Here is a 16990-nt window from a genome sequence, read left to right as displayed (position 1 = left end):
GCATCTGAAGCGATGGATGAACGGATAGCAGGCAAGGCTTGGGTCGCAAGCCTCGTTGCCAGGCGCGCTCGTCGGCGCTGGTGGCACGATACTTCCTTCTGCCCCCGTTCCGACTGACTTCCCGGCTGATGGTCGAAGGAGATCGACCGAGTTGAGCCGCAATCTGATGACATGACCACCCGGCCATGAGGCCGCGCGAGATCTCCTCCCGCTCCTCTGGCCGCAAAGACAGCCTTGACCGCTTCCTCAGGGGCGGCGCGATGCCTCCCTTAGCCAGTATGATGCCGAAGACCGATCCGGCATGTTTGCCGAGCGCGCGGCCGATATCACTGAGCGACCAACCCTCCTTCCATCGGGTCCAGAGTTCCCGCTTCTGCTCTGCCGATAAACCTGGACGACCCATAAGCGCCATGGATAGTTCTCCCGAAGCACAACGAAATCAATCATGATGCGCTGACCGGTTGAACCCACCACTTTTTTCTTCAAACTGCCGGCCGTCGAGCGGCCAACGACATCTGTTTGTGAAGCAATCCAGTTCCGCCCACGACGTAGGCTTAACGCCATCGCGCCGGAATCGACCCGCGGCTCCCGGGGCCGCCGCTGGAGATGGACCGTCTGATCGACACGATGCTCCGAGGGACGCTACCCTTGGAGCCATTCTTGGGCCGAGAGCCTTATCGTTTGGACCAGACCTTCCAGATGATCACGGGCACGGCCAAGGGCCACCCAAAGGCTGCGATGAACACGACCCGCAGGCCAAGCCTGTCCTCAAGAGGAATCCTGGTCGAAAGCACCAGAAGGGTGATCACCACCCCGATATAAAGGGCGAGAACCAGCCGCCAGTCGCTACCGATGAGCAGGCCGTGAAACCCGCCCGCCTTCAGAAGCACCTGCGCGTCGCTCTGCACCAATTCCCAGCCCAGCATCTCGCCCCACCGATCAGAAGCACCATGTTCAGGGCACTGACCTCGCATAGGGACGAGCTTTCCTCCATGTGGCTGGCGGACGCGCGGCAGATTTGTCCACAGGAGGCAGGGCTCGGGACGGGAGATCGATCTGCTCTCGTCCCGCTGCGCATTGGGGAAAGTGTGCCTAATGGGCGGCGCTTACCCGGGTGGCCCTCTCGGCCTCCATTAGAACTTCGAGCGCCCTCCACGGCTTCTGCATGAAGCGCACGTCGCGCAGGACGTCGTTGGAGCCGTCATCGAGCGGCGTACCGGATGTCAGCACCGTTCTGATCCAAGGCCATTTGAACCTCACTGTGCGGGCCAGGTCGACGCCACTCATGAGGCATGGAAGGCGGACATCCGCGAACAGGAAGGCGACCTCCTCCCCATGTGCGCGAAGATAGTCCAGCGCCTCCTCGGCGCTGGCGGCTTCGACCACCTGGAGATCAGTCTCCTCCAGGAGGGCCGCGGCGAGTTCCCGGAGTTCGGGCTCGTCTTCGACAATCAACGCAACACGTGAAGGTTCAATCCTCTGTCCCATCCGGCAAGTCTCCTCTGGTGAGTTGGGGATCATCGGTGTCGTCGAAACTACGGAGAAGCGACAACAACCGTTCTGGAAGGGGCTCGGTGAGAAGTCCGTCATACATTGCACGAAGCTGCTCACCGACGACACCTGCAAGGGGTGGGTTCGGAACAGTGATCGACATGAGGCGTTCGTTATCCGGCTTAAAGCCGCCATGGCTTTCGAAGGTCATGACGAAGTCCCTCTGCGTGAGACCCCGACTGGCCCCGAACGTTTGACTGTATTCATCACAGAACGGTGATCGGAGTGGGAGGTTTCAGCTTGGCCGCAGAAAAATTCCCGCCGCAACCCCTGTTGGTCGCAGGACCTTTGAGGTAAGCTCAGCCTTGATGTTGGCCTTAAATTTCATGGGTTTTCTACGGTGATCAAGGAGCGGCAACTTCGTGAGGAGCTTCTCGGACTGGAGCAACGGATGCACCTCCTGGACCGACAACTGGCCGATGCCATCCATCGCATTCACCACAGCCCAACGCCCGATCTCGTCGAGAAGGCGGCACAGGATGAGAGAGCTTATCTAAGCCAGCTCGACAAGCTCATGACCAGGATCCGCGCCGTCGAGGGCCAACTGCTTCAGATCGACAGGCACGCCACCCGGCACTGACCATCTCGCTCCACCGACCACGCCTTTTAAGGCTGGTCCGGGAACCCAGGATCGATTCCATCACAAGCCCGGTCGTCTCTGACGATCATGTCGCCGAAGGCGTTCATCTCCCGCCGGACCGAGCCCCAGCAGACCTCGCTCCCCAATCCTTGCTCCGTATCGCCATAGACGCGACTTTCATACACCCGCTCAGCGCCATAGCCGGGACCGAACTGATACTCGCTATAGGACAGATCGGCCGTTGCGGCGCAGCCTGCGGGGACGCCGGCGAGAAGCGCGACGACCAACGGCATGACGCGAGATTGCACGGTGAACATGTGGGCTCCTGTGGCTCGGGCTCAGCCGAGCAGCTGCGCCGCAAGAGTCGGCCTGCTCGATTGAACCCCTCATGAATGGTCGTCTGATGCTTGTCATCCCGCCATGGAGCAGCTGCCGGGTGCGGTATCGCACCTCGTCGAGGGCGTCACAGGCCCATTCTCCACCCTCGATTGGATGGTCCTCGAAGGGGGAAGCAGCCATGAGTTCTGTTAAGACCGGCCCGAAGAACTGTCCGTTGAAATCAGGCAACGAGACACACCCCGAGCAGCGCTCCTTTCCTGTGGTGCCCACGCTGATCGGGGTGGTTGTGGCCATGAACGTGGCGTCCGTGATCCTGACTCTCATCGAATAGTTCAGGGGCCGAGGCGCACGTCCAAGACGGAAAGTTTTCCGTCGCGCAGACGCGCGGTTCTGGAACCTTCGCCGTGCTGCCGACGTTCGACGTCCAGAACTCAAATTATGGAGCTTTCGCCATGAAGAAGCTGGTATTCGTTCTCGCGGCCGCGGCTTTCAGCACCGCAGCCATTGCCCAGGACACGACCACGACCATCAAGAAGGAAGAGGGTGTTCTCGGCAGCACGACGACGATCGAGAACAAGTCCGAGCCGAGCGTTTCGAGCTCGACTTCGGTGACGACCACGGGATCGGTCGGTTGCAGCACCGAGACCAAGACGAAGACCGACGAGTTCGGCGATACCAAGACGAAGAAAACCACCGAGTGCTGAGGCACGTCCCCTAGCCTCACGCAAAGAGCCCGGCATCATGGCCGGGCTCTTTTTATTTTAGGCCCGTGGCCGGGCGAGGCCGAACTTTCCACCGCTTGTTTGCCCTGCCCTGCAGGCACCTGCTTTTCCGTTCGCCCGGGTGGCGTGGCGTAGAACCGCTGAGGCCCAAGCCGGATCCTGCAACCCCCAAGCCCGTGAAAAACAAGAAACCCCGGTGTTTCCACCGGGGCTTCTCGAGCTGATCGGAGTAATCCGATTAGAAGTCGCGCTGAATGCGCAAACGACCTTCCCAGCCGCTGTCCGAAACGCCCGGGCCAGCCGGAAGGACCAGATTGCTGCGGGGGTCGAGGGTAGCGTAGATGACTTCCGCGCCGATATCGAGGCCGTTGACCGGCGACCAGATCAGGTTGGTGCCGAGGCGCCACTCGTTGAAGTCGAAGAGGCCGACATTCGCGCCGACCGCGGAGAAGTCGAAGCGGGCATACGAACCGAACACGTTCTGACGGAGCGTCGGGGTCCAATAGTGGCGCAGGCCACCGGCGATGGACCAGGCGCGGGTCGTCCCCAGGTCACCCGTGATCGGGTTGACCACGGCGTCGGCCAGGAATAGCTCGGACGTACCCGTAGCGAGCGAGTCGCTCGAACCACCCGTGATGTACGCGATAGCGCCGTCCGTGTAGGTGGCAGCCACCCAAGCAGCGTCACCCTCGCCGAGCATCGGCAGGTTCACGCCGACCTGGGCCGAGATGGCGAAGCCATACTCGGTCTCCGGGTAGTCGGCGACAGTGCCGCCAAACGGCGTGACGAGGTTGAGGCTGCGGATCTGGTGAACCGCGCCGGAGAGCTGAGCCGTGCCCCAGGTGCCGTCGTACTTGATGTTGCCGACCACGTCCGGAACGCGCTGGCCGGCATAAGCGAGGGCGAACGGGCTTTCGATCCCGAAGCCGCTGGAGCGGCGATCGAGGCCGTCTTCCAGGGCGAGCGTAGCCGAGAAGCCGTTGCCGAACGAGAAGGTGTAGGCAAGCAGGTTCACGTCCGGAGCGTCGTCGAAGCGCAGGGTGCCCATGTGATCGGTGGGCAGGTCACCGTTCGAGAAGAACGAGGTGACGCGACCAGCGGTGAGGCCGCCGAACTGAACGAACGCCTGGGCGATGTCGGGAGAGGTGCCGACCGTGCCGGCGCCGCCGTTGAACGGCGTGCCGGACGAGCGGGTGATCTCGTAGCGGATGTAGGCGCGCAGCAGGCCGTAAGCCGTTGCCGTGCGGGTGTCGATGTTCAGACGGCCACGGGCGCGGAAGCCGATGGCATCCTGAGCGCGGTCAATCGGCTCGCCGTACAGATAGTCGGCGCGAACACGGCCGCCGACGCGGAGGCAGGTTTCGGTGCCGGGAATGTAGAAGAAGCCCGAACCGTAGGTGGAGCAGACGCGAACGTACTCAACGGGAGCAGCCTTCGCGACGGGAAGATCGGCGGCTTGAGCGCCCGCAACGGCGGCGAGACCCGCGACCGATCCGAGCAGAAGGCTCTTAACGAGCTTCATGGTTGACCTCTATGATTCGTTGACTTGGGCCTGTGCCCTTGTGCAAGCGCAACAATACCCGGCAGAGATGCGGGCGCAATCGCGGCGTCGCCCAACTTTGGCGCAAGAAGCCTGTTTTTGCCTAAAAACTGGTCATTTCGGCCGTAGTGGACGAATTTCTTCAACTCAGTGTGTCTGAAACTCAACACTAAAACGGGCCGCCAGCCTGGGGAAAAGTCTGGAAATCCCCTCAATCGCTGAAAGTATTGTAGCGACCAGTGCGGCATCGGTAGCCGACCGGGCATTGCGGTGTATCCAGACTCGGCACCCAGACTGGCTCGATGGACTCGTTGATCTCGCAGAAACTGCGATCCCGCACATACCGGTCGTAGGTGAATTGCCCGGTGCTGATCACCGCGGCGCCGTTGGCCGCAACGATCTGCTGCACCTGACGGCACGGCAGGCCCGGGTAGAAGGGGCGCTGCTGCGCTCGAACCTCGGACACCGATGCAATTAAAGCTAAGGCAAGGACGAGTTTCTTCATGGGGCCGTTCCATGGACAGGACAGGCACTGAAGCCGGGCGGGCAGCCATGAAGACAATGCCCCTAAGGCTGCTTTGTTACGGAGATCTTTCCGCTCAGAGCATCGGCTGAAGCCGGCGCGCCATCTCCACGGCGCCCGCATAATCGGTCTTTCCCGAGCCCAACACCGGCACGGCAGCGATTAGGATCGCTTTCGGCACCCAGAGTTCCGGGAATCCCTGTTGTCTCGCATGAGCCAGGAGAGCGTCCCGGTCCGCATCGGACTTTTCGGTGATCAGAACGATCTGTTCACCTTTGCGGGGGTCAGGAAGAGCCACCACAACATGGCCATGATCCGGCCAGAGGCTTTGGGTCATGGCCTCGATCGCCGCAAGGGATATCATCTCGCCGCCGACCTTCGCGAACCGCTTCGCCCGGCCACGGATGCTCACAAGCCCGTCATCGACGGTGACGATGTCCCCAGTGTCGTGCCAGCCCTCGACCGGCGGGTCGATTTCTCCAGGTCTGTCTGGATCGAGATATCCTTTCATGACATTCGGGCCGCGCACATAGAGGCGGCCGCCCTCGTGAATGCCCTCCACGGGCTCGAGACGCCATTCGATTCCAGGCAGGAACGGCCCCACGGAGCCTGGCCGGTTGCGGTCGGGCAGGCTGACGGCAATCACCGGCGAGCATTCGGTGGCGCCGTAGCCTTCCAGGATGATCGTGCCGTGCTTGCTCCAGAGCTTGCGCGTCTCGTCCTTTACGCGCTCCGCCCCGGCGATGACGTAGCGCACGCTCGCCAGATCGTTCTCGCCAGCCGCGCGGGCGTAGCCCTGGAGAAAGGTGTCGGTCGCTAGCATGATCGTGGCGCGGGTGCCCGCCACGAGTTTCGGGATCTGCCGATAGTGGAGCGGGCTCGGATACAGCACGGACTTCATGCCGTTGAGCACGGCCGTCAGGAGACCGGCCGTCAGCCCGAAAGAATGGAAGATCGGCAGCGGATTGAAGAACACGTCGTCGCTCGTGAGCACGTCCCCCGCCAGGGCTTTGACCTGATAGGCGTTGGCCACCAGGTTGGCGTTCGCGAGCACGACGCCCTTGGGCCTGCCCTCCGATCCCGACGTAAACAGGATGACGCCAGCGTCATCAGGCGCGACGCCTGCTCCCGCGTGGACTCTTCGGGCAAACCAAGACTCGACGAGGCCGCGGAGCTTGTCAAAGCTCGTGATCGTGGCCCGCACATCCTCCAACCAGACGATCCGCCGTCCGTCGCCTAAGCTCGACACGATGTCGTCTAGCTTTCCCTGTTCGACGAAGCGGCGCGACGTCACGATGGTGTCGATCCCGGCGATCTCGCAGGCGGCCTTCAGGTTCTTGATGCCGGCCGTGAAGTTGAGGAAAGCCGGAACGCGCCCGAAGGCGTTCAGCCCGAACAAAGTGACCGCAATGCCCTGCACGTTAGGCAGGAGCACCGCCACATGCTCGCGCTCCCGCGTCAGCCCCGCCAGCTTCCGGCCCAGCACGAGAGCCCCGAGCACCAGACGTCCGAAGGTAACCGGCTGCCGCTCAAGGTCCTCGAGGGCGACCTTGTTGCGCCCGAACCGGTCACGAGCATCGAGCAGAGCCCCAAAAAGGGTCTTGCGCGTCTGCGCGATGTCGAAATCAGCCATGGCGCTTGCTCCCGAGGGCTGTCAGCCCGCCGAACCTTCGCGGATCGGCGCCTGATAGGCCAGTCCCATATCCCAGGGGAAGTAAATCCAGGTGTCCTGGCTCACCTCGGTCACGAAGGTGTCGATCAGGGGGCGTCCCGCCGGCTTGGCGTAGACGGCGGCGAAATGGGCGTTGGGTAGCATGTCGCGCACGATCCTGGCGGTCTTGCCCGTGTCGGTCAGGTCGTCGACCACAAGGACGCCTTTGCCCGAGCCTTCACCGAAGGCCTTGATGGAGGGGGCAATGTCCTTGAGAACCTGCAGCTCGCCCTGGTTCTTGTAATCGTGATAGCTCGCGATGCAGACGCTTTCGATCAGACGCACGTCGAGCTCCCGGGCCACGATGGCGGCCGGAACCAAGCCGCCGCGCGTAATGCACACGATGGCCTCAAAGGGACCCGCGGAGGCAAGTCGCCAGGCCAGGGCGCGGCAGTCGCGGTGAAACTGGTCCCAGGAAACGGGGAAGGCTTTGGGAGAGGTCGGGGACATCGGCTTACTCTTCTAAGGCTTGGGGAGAGGGAACGATCAAAGCGGAGCCAGGTCGGCCTTGAGGCGAAGGAGCATGGCGCGGACGGCTTGAGCGGCATTGGCGACCGCCTCCGGGTCCTTGCCCCGCACGACGATCTGGTTGCGAAACCCGTTCGTGGAAAACGACGGATAGGACCCGATCGACACGCCGTCATGCGACGAGGCGATCTGGCTGAGGCCTTCGGCATAGATGCCTTCGGCCAGTCCTTCCGCCTCGATGGTCTCGATGATCATGCGCGCGCCGGTCTCGAGAGTTGGCGCGATATTGTCGAGCATGGCCTGCATGATCGACGGCACTCCCGCCATGACGAACACGTTGCCGAGCCTGAAGCCCGGAGCCTTCGAGATTGGGTTGTCGACGAGATCCGCCCCATGGGGAATTCTGGCCATGCGAAGCCGGGCCTCGTTGAGTTCACCCGGCTGATAGCGCTCCTGCAGCATCGCGACGGCGCGCGGATCGTGGTCGATCCCCACGCCGAAGGCCTTTGCGATGCAGTCGGCCGTGATGTCGTCGTGGGTCGGTCCGATGCCGCCGGTGGTGAAGAGATAGGTGTAGCGCTGCCGCAGGGCGTTGACCGCCGCAACGATCTCCTCCTCCACGTCCGGCACCACGCGGACCTCGCGCAGGTCGATGCCGATCCCCGTGAGATACTCGGCGATGTAGCCGATATTCTTGTCCTTCGTGCGCCCGGTGAGGATTTCATCCCCGATGACGAGCAGAGCGGCGGTAACGGAAACAGCCATGAGCAAGGATCCTTTTGACGGCCTTTAGCGCTCGGGACGGTTTTTCTCAAGCAAGCCTTCGGTTGAACGCGCGGCTTCTCCCCTGCTACGGAACGCCTTTGCCGTTCAACGATGGACCCCAATGCGTTTTCAGGAACCCTTGCTCGAAGGTCGTCTAGTCGAGCGTTACAAGCGCTTTCTCGCCGATGTCGTGCTTGCCGACGGCGAACAGGTCACGGCCCATTGCGCCAATCCAGGCGCTATGATGGGGCTGAAGGAGCCGGGCAGCCGGGTGTTCCTGTCCCGCGCCAGCAATCCCAACCGGAAGCTCAAGTACAACTGGGAGCTCGTGGAGGTCCCGGCCGGAGGAGGCCCGCATCAACTCGTCGGGATCAACACCTCCCGCCCCAACCTCCTTGTGGCGGAAGCGCTCCGGGAGGGGCGGCTTGCTCCCTTTGTGGGCTATGATCGCGTCCGCCCCGAGGTGAAGTACGGCCGGAACAGCCGGGTCGATTTCCTGCTCGAGAAGGACGGGGAGCCCCCGTGCTATCTCGAGGTGAAGAACTGCCATCTGATGCGGGAGGCGGGGTTTGCAGAGTTTCCCGACTGCGTCGCCGCCCGCAGCGCCAAGCACCTCTACGAGCTTTCCGACATGGCGGCGGCCGGCGCGAGGGCAGCCCTCGTGTATGTGATCCAGATGGATGCGGAGCGGTTCGACGTGGCCCGGGACATCGACCCCGCCTACGACAAGGCCTTCCGCCATGGCCTAGCGGCTGGCGTGGAATCCTACGCCTATATCTGTCGCATGAGCCTGGACGAGGTGACGGTCGACCGACCCGTCGAGATCGTGACGCCGCGCTAAATCCGCTCGTAGACCAGGTTCAGCCGCGTCTGGAGAATGAGCCGGTAGCCGTGCCCCTCTAGAAGCTTAGGCAGGTCGATCTGCCACTGGTCGCGGCCGTCCTCGATGATGAGCAGGGACGGGTGAAGCGCCGCCGGAGCGTCCCGGAAGAACGGATCGAGGATCAGGTCCTCGGCGCCTTCCACGTCGAGCTTGACCGCGTCAACCTGGGTGAAGTTCTCGCGCCGGAGCAGATCGAGAAGGGTCACTGCAGGCACCCGTAGGGTGTCGGACTGGCTCGATCCCACGATCTTGACGCTCGACTCGCCCCGGTTCTTCGGGTCGAGGAACAGCGTCAGTTCGCCGGTCTTGTCCGCGACCGCGCAGGCAATGGCCTTAATGGTGCCGAAGGGATTCTGGCGGATGTTGTAGGTGAGCCGGTCGAAAATGTCCGGCTGCGGCTCCAGGGCGAGAATGCGCGAAGCCGGTCCCGCCTGGGAGGCGACGAAGAGGGAATACCAGCCCACATTCGCGCCGATGTCCACGAACGTGAACCGGTCCGAGATGCGCTCCGCCAGAAGCTTGAGCTCCTGCGGATCGAAATATTGCGGCGTGAAGAGAATGCGCTTCTCGCAGATGTTGTTGTAGGGATAGAGGCGCATCTGGATGCCGAAGGTCTCCTGGTCGACGGGTGCCTTTTTCATGACCTGCAGCGCCACATGTCGCAGCATCATGGCGATGCGGCGGGTCGCCCACCCCTGGGGCATGGCGCGCGTCCGCTCGATCGCCCAGCGGGCGAAGCCTGTGGGCGCAAGGGAGCCGAAGGAACGAAGTTCATTCATAGGCAGACAAATCCAGAGACGACGAGCCGGATACGGTCGCCGAGGAGGTCATGACACCCTCGGGGCCCAACCGCAAGAGTCTGACGTCTTTGCTTGCGTCGCGCGCAGCAATCCCTACATTCGGGCCTAAGAGCAAGGGTGTGGAATGACCGAAACCAACGTGATGGAGCGCAAGCGGGCCAATGAGATCCCGCTGCATGGTCCGGAAGCCTTCGAGGCCATGCGCCGCGTGGGACGGCTGACGGCCGAGTGCCTCGATCTCCTCGTGGACAAGGTCCAGCCCGGGGTATCGACGGACGCCATCGACAAGCTCGCCTTCGAGTTCATCCGCGACCACGGCGCCTACCCGGCCTGCCTGCATTACCGCGGCTACACCAAGACCACCTGCACGTCGATCAACCACGTGGTCTGTCATGGCATTCCCAACGAAAAGCCCCTGCGCGACGGAGACATCGTCAATATCGACGTGACCCTCATCCTCGACGGGTGGCACGGCGATTCAAGCCGCATGTACTATGTGGGCGAGGTTGCGCGACGGGCCCAGCGGCTCTGCGAGATCACCTACGAGTGCCTCTTGCGCGGCATCGCGGCGGTTCGTCCCGGCGCGACCACCAACGATATTGGCGCAGCCATCCAAACCTATGCCGAGGCTGAGCGCTGCTCAGTCGTGCGGGATTTCTGCGGCCATGGCCTGGGCCGGGTCTTCCACGACTCGCCGACGATCCTCCACTACGTGGAGCCCGCCTACAATGTGGAGCTGAGGCCCGGCATGCTGTTCACCATCGAGCCGATGATCAACCTGGGCCGCCCGCAGGTGAAGGTGCTGTCGGATGGCTGGACGGCCGTGACCCGGGACCGTTCCCTCTCGGCCCAGTTCGAACATACGGTCGGCGTTACCGAGACGGGCGTCGAGATTTTCACCCTGTCGCCTAAGGGCTACGACAAGCCGCCTTTCAACCTGGGCTGATCACCTGCAGGTCATGACGCCAAGGTGCATGGCCCGATTACGGGCCCTCGCCTACCGGAAGTGCCGCACGAGAATCCGGTAGGAATGGCAGAACGTCCAGACGAAGCTCACTGCTGCGGCGACGACCATCACGGCGAGCCCGAGCGCCAGCGAGTCGAAGCCGTAGAAGAACGCGCCGGCGATCAGCATCGCGGGCACCGACGCTCCGAATCCCAGGATGCTGCCGGCGGCAGCTCCGGCCAAGCCGCCAAACGTGGCCAGAAGCCAGACACCCACGACCTTGACACAATAGTCCGTTTTCACCGGATCGTTCCCGCGCCGGCTTGACACCGGCTTCCCGCACCACTTCAACCATACAATATAACATTGTATGTCTCAACGGCAGATTCGGCTGTTCGGCGAAACGGCAGCCTATCGCAAGAGCCGAGGCACGGTGGGCCCTCGCGTGGTCAGAGTGGAGTGACAGGCAGCATGAGCGATGGCGGTTCCCCTCATTATCACGGCCATCGCGACCGTCTCCGGGCCCGGTTCTCGGAGGTGGGCGGCGATGCGATACCGGATTACGAGCTGCTGGAGCTGGTGCTATTCCGGTCGATCCCGCGCCGGGACGTGAAGCCCATCGCCAAGGAACTGCTCATGCGCTTCGGAACCTTCGCGGAGGTCCTGGCCGCCCCCCCTGCCCGGCTGGCGGAGGTCGATGGAATCGGCGAGAGCGTGGTGGTCGACCTCAAGATCGTGGAAGCCTCCGCCCGCCGCCTAGCCAAGGGCGAGATCGTCAAGCGGCCAGTCCTGTCCTCATGGAGCGCGGTGATCGACTACTGCCGAACCGCCATGGCGTTCATGGACAAGGAGCAGTTCCGGCTTCTCTTCCTCGACAAACGCAACGACCTAATCGCCGACGAGGTTCAGCAATCGGGCACGGTCGACCATACCCCGGTCTACCCGCGCGAGGTGGTGAAGCGCGCCCTCGAACTCTCCGCCTCGGCCCTGATCCTGGTCCACAACCATCCGTCCGGCGACCCGACGCCGTCATCCGCGGATATCAAGATGACCCGCGAGATCATCGAGGTTGCAAAGCCCCTGGGTATCACCGTGCACGACCACATCATCGTCGGGCGCGAGGGCCATGCGAGCCTGAAGGGGCTGAAGCTAATCTAGGCACGCCCCGTCAGCGCAACGCCGCAACCTGCCCTCAGCACCAATTCTTGTCGGAGGTCATCTGCATGCGCTCGGCAGCGGCCTTGATGTCGTCAAGGTCGACGGGATCGCTAAAAGGGTCCTCGTCCAGTTCCGTCACCCGGTTCAGGCGTTTCTGCCAGCGCCGCAATTCGTCGATATAGGGTTGGAACGGAACCCTCGTCAGAGACCCGTTCTCCTCCACTAGGTCGCACAGGCCGTTGTGGAGCCATTCGCCAGTGTGCCAGTCCGGCATGTCCACCGCGGGGAAGAGGCACACCCCATGAAGGTCGATGCCCTTCAGCACGGCGGCAAGCGATTCTTCGACGATGTCGCACAACCAGTCCGGCCGCCCTTCCCTGAGGCCGCTGGTCTCGCCAACGATCATCGGGCGGCGATAGCGCTCCCAGGCATAAGTGAGGAGGTCGCCGAGGGGCCGGATCCGCTCGTCATTGGGCTCCAGGGAGGCGTGCGGGCCATTCTCCCGGTATTCCATCTGACCGAACGAGTAGCAATTGACCCCGACGATATCGAGCACCTCCGGCGAGCCGCCCAGCTCGGGATGCCTGCGCCCGGCAATGACGTCCCAGGCGAAGAACGTGTCCTCGAAGGTTTCGTGATCCGCCTCGTCCGCCAGGTCCGGGCGGTCCTTGGGCGCAACGACCAGGATGAGGGGATCGATGTGCACCATGCGCGCTTCCGGATCGACCTCGCGGATGGCCTTCACGGCCGCGATGTCGGCGCGGCAGAGAGCAAGGCGCAGCTTGCGCCTCTGTTCGTCCGTGCGGCCGAACGGAGCCGTCCACCCCCACTCGCCGCCCATGAAGGCGAAGAACGTGATCTCATTGATGGGCGTAAAGAAGTGGGGCCCGCGAATGCGCGGCGTCACATATTCCGCAGCCGCCCGGGCATATGCGGCAAACTGGTCGTGAAAATCGGCGCTGAACGGGTCGAGACCATCCGGATAGCCGTAGTGGCAAAGATCCCAGATCGGCAGGATCTGGTGGCGGTTCATGGCCACGATGAAGGGATCGAGACCGGAAAAGTCGTATGCGCCTCCCTTGTCGACGAACGGCCAGGGAATGCCCTGGCGGGCAACCGCGATGCCGAGCGAGCGCAGAAACGCGTAGTCCTCGTCCACGTGCTCGCGGTGCTGCGTCTCGGCCACGAGATCACGACGTCCCTGATCCTTCCAGATGAAGGTCGAGCACTCGAAGCCCGAAAGGAAAAACGTGGGAAAGATGCCCGAATGGACGGGCGCTCCGGAGCCGGCTCGAGAACGTGAGGGGTCATGCAAGGCGGCGTTCTCCCAACAAACGGCCAGGATGTATCTAGGCCGGTTGCGCCGCTAGGGAACCTTGGGAGGCGCCTGCCTCGCCGCCGAGGGTTGGAACCCGCCGCATCGTCCTGGGGCGGGAAGCCTACAGGAGGGCGATCCCTGAAAAGATCGCGTAGATGAAGCCGAGGCTTAAGGTGAGGCCGACCGTGCCGATGGCGAGGCCGCCCAGCACCACGAGGCCGTCGCGCTCAACGAGGCCGAGACCCACGAGGCAGACCGCGAGCCCCAAGGGGATCTGCCCGACGAAGGGCGGCGCGAAGAGAAGGCCTAGGGCCAGGATCAGGATGACGGCTCCCATGAGACGCATGGCAATGGGCGTATCCAGGAAGGTCATGCGTGGGCGCGACACCCGTTCCAGCCGCCGAAAGGCCGGCATGGCGCGGCCGACCGCCCGTTCGACGTCGGTCTGGGCCAGCGACCGGTTCAACAGCGCCTGCGGAAGCCACGGCGTCGGGCGGCCGAACACGATCTGGATCGCCACGAGCGCAAGAAGAAGCCCGCATACCAGGGGGATCGGCGGCGGCATGGGAAGACAGTTCGGCAGCCCGAGCAGAACCACCAGAACGGCGAACGCCCGGTCCTGGAGCACGGACATGATGTCCCGGACCGTCAGACGCTCGCCCGGCTGGGACGCGAGTGCGGTCAGGACCTGGGAAGTACGCGCGTTGGAAAACAAGGAGCCCTGGCAGGTTCGAGGATGCTCGTGAGAGGCTTCTCTACCCGAGTTGGGGCTGTGGGCCAAGTGCGGCATGCCGGATCCGGCATCAAGCCGCCGGCTGCGCCTCGGCTCAATGGAGATGAATCTCCCCCTCGATGGTGCGAAACTCCGCGGGCCTGATCAGGCAGGAATGGGTTACCCGCACCGAATGAAGCGGACCGGCGAGCTCTCGCTGCCAGAAATCGAGGAACTCGTGAAGGACCGGAAATTTCGGGGCAAGGTCGTAGTCCTGCCAGATATAGGTTTGCAGGAATGTTGGATGGTCGGGCATGCGGTAGAGAATGTTGGCGGTTGTCAGGCCGTAGCCTTCCATCTGGCGAATGAAGTCCTTTGACGTCATAAGACCTCCTTCTGAACGGGCCCGAACATCTGATCAGCAGGCCCGAATATACCGACGCCCCACACTCAAGGTTAAATCTCGATCGTGGTCTCCTGTTCCCAGCGGGCGGATGACAATGCGGAGAGCGAGCTGATCCCGGGCAAAAGCTTGCGAAGACTTTAAGGACAAGCCTTGAGAGTTTTCCTCCCCCATCGTATTCCCCTACGTACGGGCTGGGTGACAGAGCAATGAAGACATATCGGGGCGCGGTGAAACGCTGGATGCTGGCGAGCGCCATGGCCGCAGGGCTTTCCGCCTGCGCGGGCAGCGTCCTGAACGATCCGATCAATCAACCGATTGCTCATGTGTCGGACCAGGAGGGCTGGCCCCTCGGTCCCGACCAGTTCGGCTCGACCGTGGTCGGCGTGGCGTTCTCGGGCGGGGGCATGCGCGCCTCGGCCTTTTCGTACGGCGTCCTGAGCGAACTCGACAGCTACGAGATGACGACCGAGCGCGGGCCGACCCGCATGACGGACATGATTGACCTCATCACCGGCGTGTCCGGTGGCTCCGTCACGGCGGCATATTTCGGCCTCAAGGGCCGCGAGGGGCTTCCGGCCTTCCGTTCCCGCTTCCTGGAGCGCAACGCCGAGCAGGGCTTCGATACGGACATCTCCCTCGCGAACGTCGTGCGCATCGTGGAAGACGGCGGCGTCAACGACCGCTCCAAATTCCCGCGCTGGCTGGACGACAACCTGTTCGACGGGGCCACCTACGCGGATCTCTTCGCCCGCAAGCGCCCCCTCGTGTGGATCGCGGCATCGGACATCTACAGCCGCGTCCCGTTCGTATTCGAACCCATCACCTTCAACATCCTGTGCAGCGACCTGAGCAAGGTGCGCCTGTCCGAGGCGGTGGCGGCCTCCGCCGCTGTGCCGGGTCTGTTCATTCCCATGAACGTGGAGAATTTCGGCGCACGCTGCGGCGGCCATGTTCCGCAATGGTATCAGCGCGGGGTCGCCGACCCGAATGCCCCCGCGACCCTGCGCGCAAGTGCTGCCGCCGTCGCGCGCTACCGCGCGGACCCGGAACGCTACCGTTACGTCAAGCTCCTCGATGGTGGCCTGACGGACAACTTCGGCATCCACTCCCTGGCCATCGCGCGGACCAACCGCGACCGACCCTTTATGCCCATGACCGCCGAGCAGGCGGTGCGGGTGAAGCGCTTCCTGTTCATGGTGGTAGATGCGGGCCGGGATCCTGCCGGGAACTGGCCGCGCAACCTTGCCTCGCCCTCGGGGCTTGAGCTTGCGGGCGTCGTCACCGACGCGGCCATCGATTCCGGCGTCTATAAGGGCTACGACTATTTCACGACCATCATGCGCGACTGGCAGGCGGATCTGAGACGCTGGCGCTGCTCGCTCTCCAGCGCGGAGGTCCTGCGCCTGCGGGGCACCCTCGATGGCTGGAACTGCGCTGAGCTGACCTTCACGGTCGGACGCGTCTCTTTCGAGGACGCCGGACCGGAGTTGAAGGAACAGCTCGACAAGGTCCCGACCCGTTTCAAGCTCGACCCGCAGACCCTCGAGACCGTCATCAGCGCCGGCGAGACTGCCTTGCGCAACAACGCGGTTTTCCGTTTGTTCATCCGTAAGGGTCCAAGGCGTGCGCTGACGGCCTCCCTACAATAGGGCCGCCTGCGCACGACGGCCGCTCAATCGTCGATGGGGATGATCGGGGATGCGCTTCGCCTTCGCGGGAATTGACTTTCTGGGGGATGTCTTCGAGACCCTGCTGGTGAAGGGCTGGGAGCCCGTCAAGCTCTTCAGCCGCCCCTGCGACAGCATCTACGATTTCAACGACGCGACGGTGTCCCGCGCCCGGGGCCTGAGGCTGCCTGTCCAGTTCACGCGTATTCAACCCTCGGACCTGGCCAGTCTGAAGGCAAGAAAATGCGACGCGCTGGTGGTGGCGGGCTATCCCTGGCTCGTTAAGGGCTGGGAAGCCCACCTGCCCTATGGGCTGAATTTTCATCCGTCCCCGCTTCCGGTCGGACGAGGCCCCTATCCGCTCTTTAAGGCCATTCTCGACGCGTCGCCCGAGTGGGGCGTCACAGCCCACGTCCTGGAGCCTGCTTTTGACACCGGCCCGATGATCGCTCAGGAGCGATTTGCCCTCGCGCCCGACGAGAGCCACGACACTCTCCTGGCGCGATGCCAGATCGCCGCAAGGCGGATCGCCGGAACCCTGGCGGACCGCCTGCCCGAGCTTTGGCAGAATGCTAGGCCCCAGGGGGAAGGCTCCTACTGGCCCCGCATGACCCAGGTTCAGCGAACGATCGACTGGTCAGGGACCGTGAGCGACGTGCTGCGCACGATCAGGGCCTTCGGCTCGATCGAGACCTTCGCGAAAGTGGATACCCGCTTCATCTATGTCTGGGAGGGCAGTGGATGGGAGGAGCACCATGGCTTTAGGCCGGGCACCCTCGTCCACAGACACCGCCAGCATCTCGTTGTCGCGGTGCGGGACGGTTTTGTATTGCTCACCGGCTGGAGCTCGTATGCGCCCCAGGGCCCGAGGAACGCACGGCGCTGAGGCCTTCGGGCGTTT

23 protein-coding genes are annotated in these 16990 nt (G+C 63.3%); 8 read left to right on the top strand and 15 right to left on the bottom strand.

Annotated elements, in window-relative coordinates:
- The 4 genes from DRB19_RS31565 to DRB19_RS30105 form a co-directional block, all read right to left on the bottom strand.
- The coding region (locus DRB19_RS31565) for a helix-turn-helix domain-containing protein (RefSeq protein WP_162815803.1) at positions 1 to 412 on the bottom strand (412 nt) is incomplete at its 3' end.
- Positions 413 to 674: 262 nt separating this feature from the next.
- Positions 675 to 926 (bottom strand): hypothetical protein, encoded by a 252-nt coding sequence (locus DRB19_RS22270; protein ID WP_114188224.1) that lies wholly within the window; start codon positions 924 to 926, stop codon positions 675 to 677.
- A 166-nt stretch (positions 927 to 1092) separates the two neighbouring features.
- The gene (locus tag DRB19_RS22265; RefSeq protein WP_114188223.1) at positions 1093 to 1488 is read right to left on the bottom strand and encodes a response regulator; all 396 of its coding nucleotides are present in this window, start codon (positions 1486 to 1488) and stop codon (positions 1093 to 1095) included.
- Entirely contained in the window at positions 1472 to 1702 is a 231-nt protein-coding gene (locus tag DRB19_RS30105) for a NepR family anti-sigma factor (protein ID WP_147023296.1), read from the bottom strand. Before DRB19_RS30105 ends, DRB19_RS22265 begins: the two co-directional genes overlap by 17 nt.
- 240 nt (positions 1703 to 1942) lie before the next feature.
- On the opposite strand from DRB19_RS30105, the gene DRB19_RS22255 reads away from it, so the two are divergent.
- Entirely contained in the window at positions 1943 to 2131 is a 189-nt protein-coding gene (locus DRB19_RS22255) for a hypothetical protein (RefSeq protein WP_147023295.1), read from the top strand.
- A 26-nt stretch (positions 2132 to 2157) separates the two neighbouring features.
- Here the strand turns inward: DRB19_RS22255 and DRB19_RS22250 are convergent, their stop codons facing one another.
- Positions 2158 to 2448, bottom strand: a complete 291-nt coding sequence (locus DRB19_RS22250; protein ID WP_114188220.1) for a hypothetical protein — start codon at positions 2446 to 2448, stop codon at positions 2158 to 2160.
- A 200-nt stretch (positions 2449 to 2648) separates the two neighbouring features.
- On the opposite strand from DRB19_RS22250, the gene DRB19_RS30100 reads away from it, so the two are divergent.
- On the top strand, positions 2649 to 2801 hold the full coding sequence (locus DRB19_RS30100) for a hypothetical protein (RefSeq protein WP_162815802.1): 153 nt from the start codon (positions 2649 to 2651) through the stop codon (positions 2799 to 2801).
- A 121-nt stretch (positions 2802 to 2922) separates the two neighbouring features.
- Complete coding sequence (locus tag DRB19_RS22245; RefSeq protein ID WP_147023294.1) at positions 2923 to 3174, top strand: hypothetical protein; 252 nt, start codon at positions 2923 to 2925, stop codon at positions 3172 to 3174.
- A gap of 256 nt (positions 3175 to 3430) precedes the next feature.
- Here the strand turns inward: DRB19_RS22245 and DRB19_RS22240 are convergent, their stop codons facing one another.
- The 5 genes from DRB19_RS22240 to DRB19_RS22220 form a co-directional block, all read right to left on the bottom strand.
- The gene (locus DRB19_RS22240; RefSeq protein WP_114188218.1) at positions 3431 to 4714 is read right to left on the bottom strand and encodes a porin; all 1284 of its coding nucleotides are present in this window, start codon (positions 4712 to 4714) and stop codon (positions 3431 to 3433) included.
- A 229-nt stretch (positions 4715 to 4943) separates the two neighbouring features.
- The gene (locus tag DRB19_RS22235) at positions 4944 to 5237 is read right to left on the bottom strand and encodes a hypothetical protein (RefSeq protein WP_114188217.1); all 294 of its coding nucleotides are present in this window, start codon (positions 5235 to 5237) and stop codon (positions 4944 to 4946) included.
- 94 nt (positions 5238 to 5331) lie between these two features.
- Complete coding sequence (locus DRB19_RS22230; RefSeq protein WP_114188216.1) at positions 5332 to 6888, bottom strand: AMP-binding protein; 1557 nt, start codon at positions 6886 to 6888, stop codon at positions 5332 to 5334.
- Positions 6889 to 6909: 21 nt separating this feature from the next.
- Entirely contained in the window at positions 6910 to 7416 is a 507-nt protein-coding gene (gpt, locus tag DRB19_RS22225) for a xanthine phosphoribosyltransferase (protein ID WP_114188215.1), read from the bottom strand.
- Between the two features lie 36 nt (positions 7417 to 7452).
- On the bottom strand, positions 7453 to 8199 hold the full coding sequence (locus DRB19_RS22220) for a competence/damage-inducible protein A (protein ID WP_114188214.1): 747 nt from the start codon (positions 8197 to 8199) through the stop codon (positions 7453 to 7455).
- Between the two features lie 121 nt (positions 8200 to 8320).
- On the opposite strand from DRB19_RS22220, the gene sfsA reads away from it, so the two are divergent.
- Positions 8321 to 9040 (top strand): DNA/RNA nuclease SfsA, encoded by a 720-nt coding sequence (gene sfsA, locus DRB19_RS22215; RefSeq protein ID WP_114188213.1) that lies wholly within the window; start codon positions 8321 to 8323, stop codon positions 9038 to 9040.
- Here sfsA and DRB19_RS22210 read toward each other — a convergent pair.
- Complete coding sequence (locus DRB19_RS22210) at positions 9037 to 9861, bottom strand: FkbM family methyltransferase (RefSeq protein ID WP_114188212.1); 825 nt, start codon at positions 9859 to 9861, stop codon at positions 9037 to 9039. The genes sfsA and DRB19_RS22210 overlap by 4 nt on opposite strands.
- A gap of 145 nt (positions 9862 to 10006) precedes the next feature.
- Here DRB19_RS22210 and map point away from each other — a divergent pair, with 145 nt between their 5' ends.
- A complete protein-coding gene (gene map / locus DRB19_RS22205; protein ID WP_114188211.1) occupies positions 10007 to 10828 on the top strand; it encodes a type I methionyl aminopeptidase in 822 nt (273 codons plus the stop codon).
- 51 nt (positions 10829 to 10879) lie between these two features.
- On the opposite strand, the gene DRB19_RS22200 is transcribed toward map, so the two are convergent.
- The gene (locus tag DRB19_RS22200) at positions 10880 to 11131 is read right to left on the bottom strand and encodes a hypothetical protein (RefSeq protein WP_147021770.1); all 252 of its coding nucleotides are present in this window, start codon (positions 11129 to 11131) and stop codon (positions 10880 to 10882) included.
- A gap of 168 nt (positions 11132 to 11299) precedes the next feature.
- Between DRB19_RS22200 and radC the strand changes: the two genes are divergently transcribed.
- Complete coding sequence (gene radC / locus DRB19_RS22195; protein WP_174799956.1) at positions 11300 to 11986, top strand: RadC family protein; 687 nt, start codon at positions 11300 to 11302, stop codon at positions 11984 to 11986.
- A gap of 34 nt (positions 11987 to 12020) precedes the next feature.
- On the opposite strand, the gene DRB19_RS22190 is transcribed toward radC, so the two are convergent.
- The 3 genes from DRB19_RS22190 to DRB19_RS22180 form a co-directional block, all read right to left on the bottom strand.
- The gene (locus DRB19_RS22190; RefSeq protein WP_210207510.1) at positions 12021 to 13301 is read right to left on the bottom strand and encodes a glycoside hydrolase family 1 protein; all 1281 of its coding nucleotides are present in this window, start codon (positions 13299 to 13301) and stop codon (positions 12021 to 12023) included.
- Between the two features lie 124 nt (positions 13302 to 13425).
- Positions 13426 to 14019, bottom strand: a complete 594-nt coding sequence (locus DRB19_RS22185) for an exopolysaccharide biosynthesis protein (protein WP_245439741.1) — start codon at positions 14017 to 14019, stop codon at positions 13426 to 13428.
- 112 nt (positions 14020 to 14131) lie between these two features.
- Positions 14132 to 14401 (bottom strand): usg protein, encoded by a 270-nt coding sequence (locus tag DRB19_RS22180; RefSeq protein ID WP_114188207.1) that lies wholly within the window; start codon positions 14399 to 14401, stop codon positions 14132 to 14134.
- A gap of 227 nt (positions 14402 to 14628) precedes the next feature.
- Between DRB19_RS22180 and DRB19_RS22175 the strand changes: the two genes are divergently transcribed.
- Positions 14629 to 16071 (top strand): patatin-like phospholipase family protein, encoded by a 1443-nt coding sequence (locus DRB19_RS22175; protein WP_245439740.1) that lies wholly within the window; start codon positions 14629 to 14631, stop codon positions 16069 to 16071.
- Positions 16072 to 16120: 49 nt separating this feature from the next.
- Positions 16121 to 16975, top strand: coding sequence for a methionyl-tRNA formyltransferase (locus DRB19_RS22170; RefSeq protein ID WP_114188205.1), 855 nt, complete (start codon positions 16121 to 16123; stop codon positions 16973 to 16975).
- The last annotated feature ends 15 nt before the right edge of the window (positions 16976 to 16990 follow it).

The organism is Microvirga aerophila (genome assembly GCF_003332305.1).
In the GTDB taxonomy this organism is placed as follows: domain Bacteria; phylum Pseudomonadota; class Alphaproteobacteria; order Rhizobiales; family Beijerinckiaceae; genus Microvirga; species Microvirga aerophila.
Note: the sequence above shows the minus strand (reverse complement) of the source record. Positions and strands in the feature narration are given on the sequence as shown.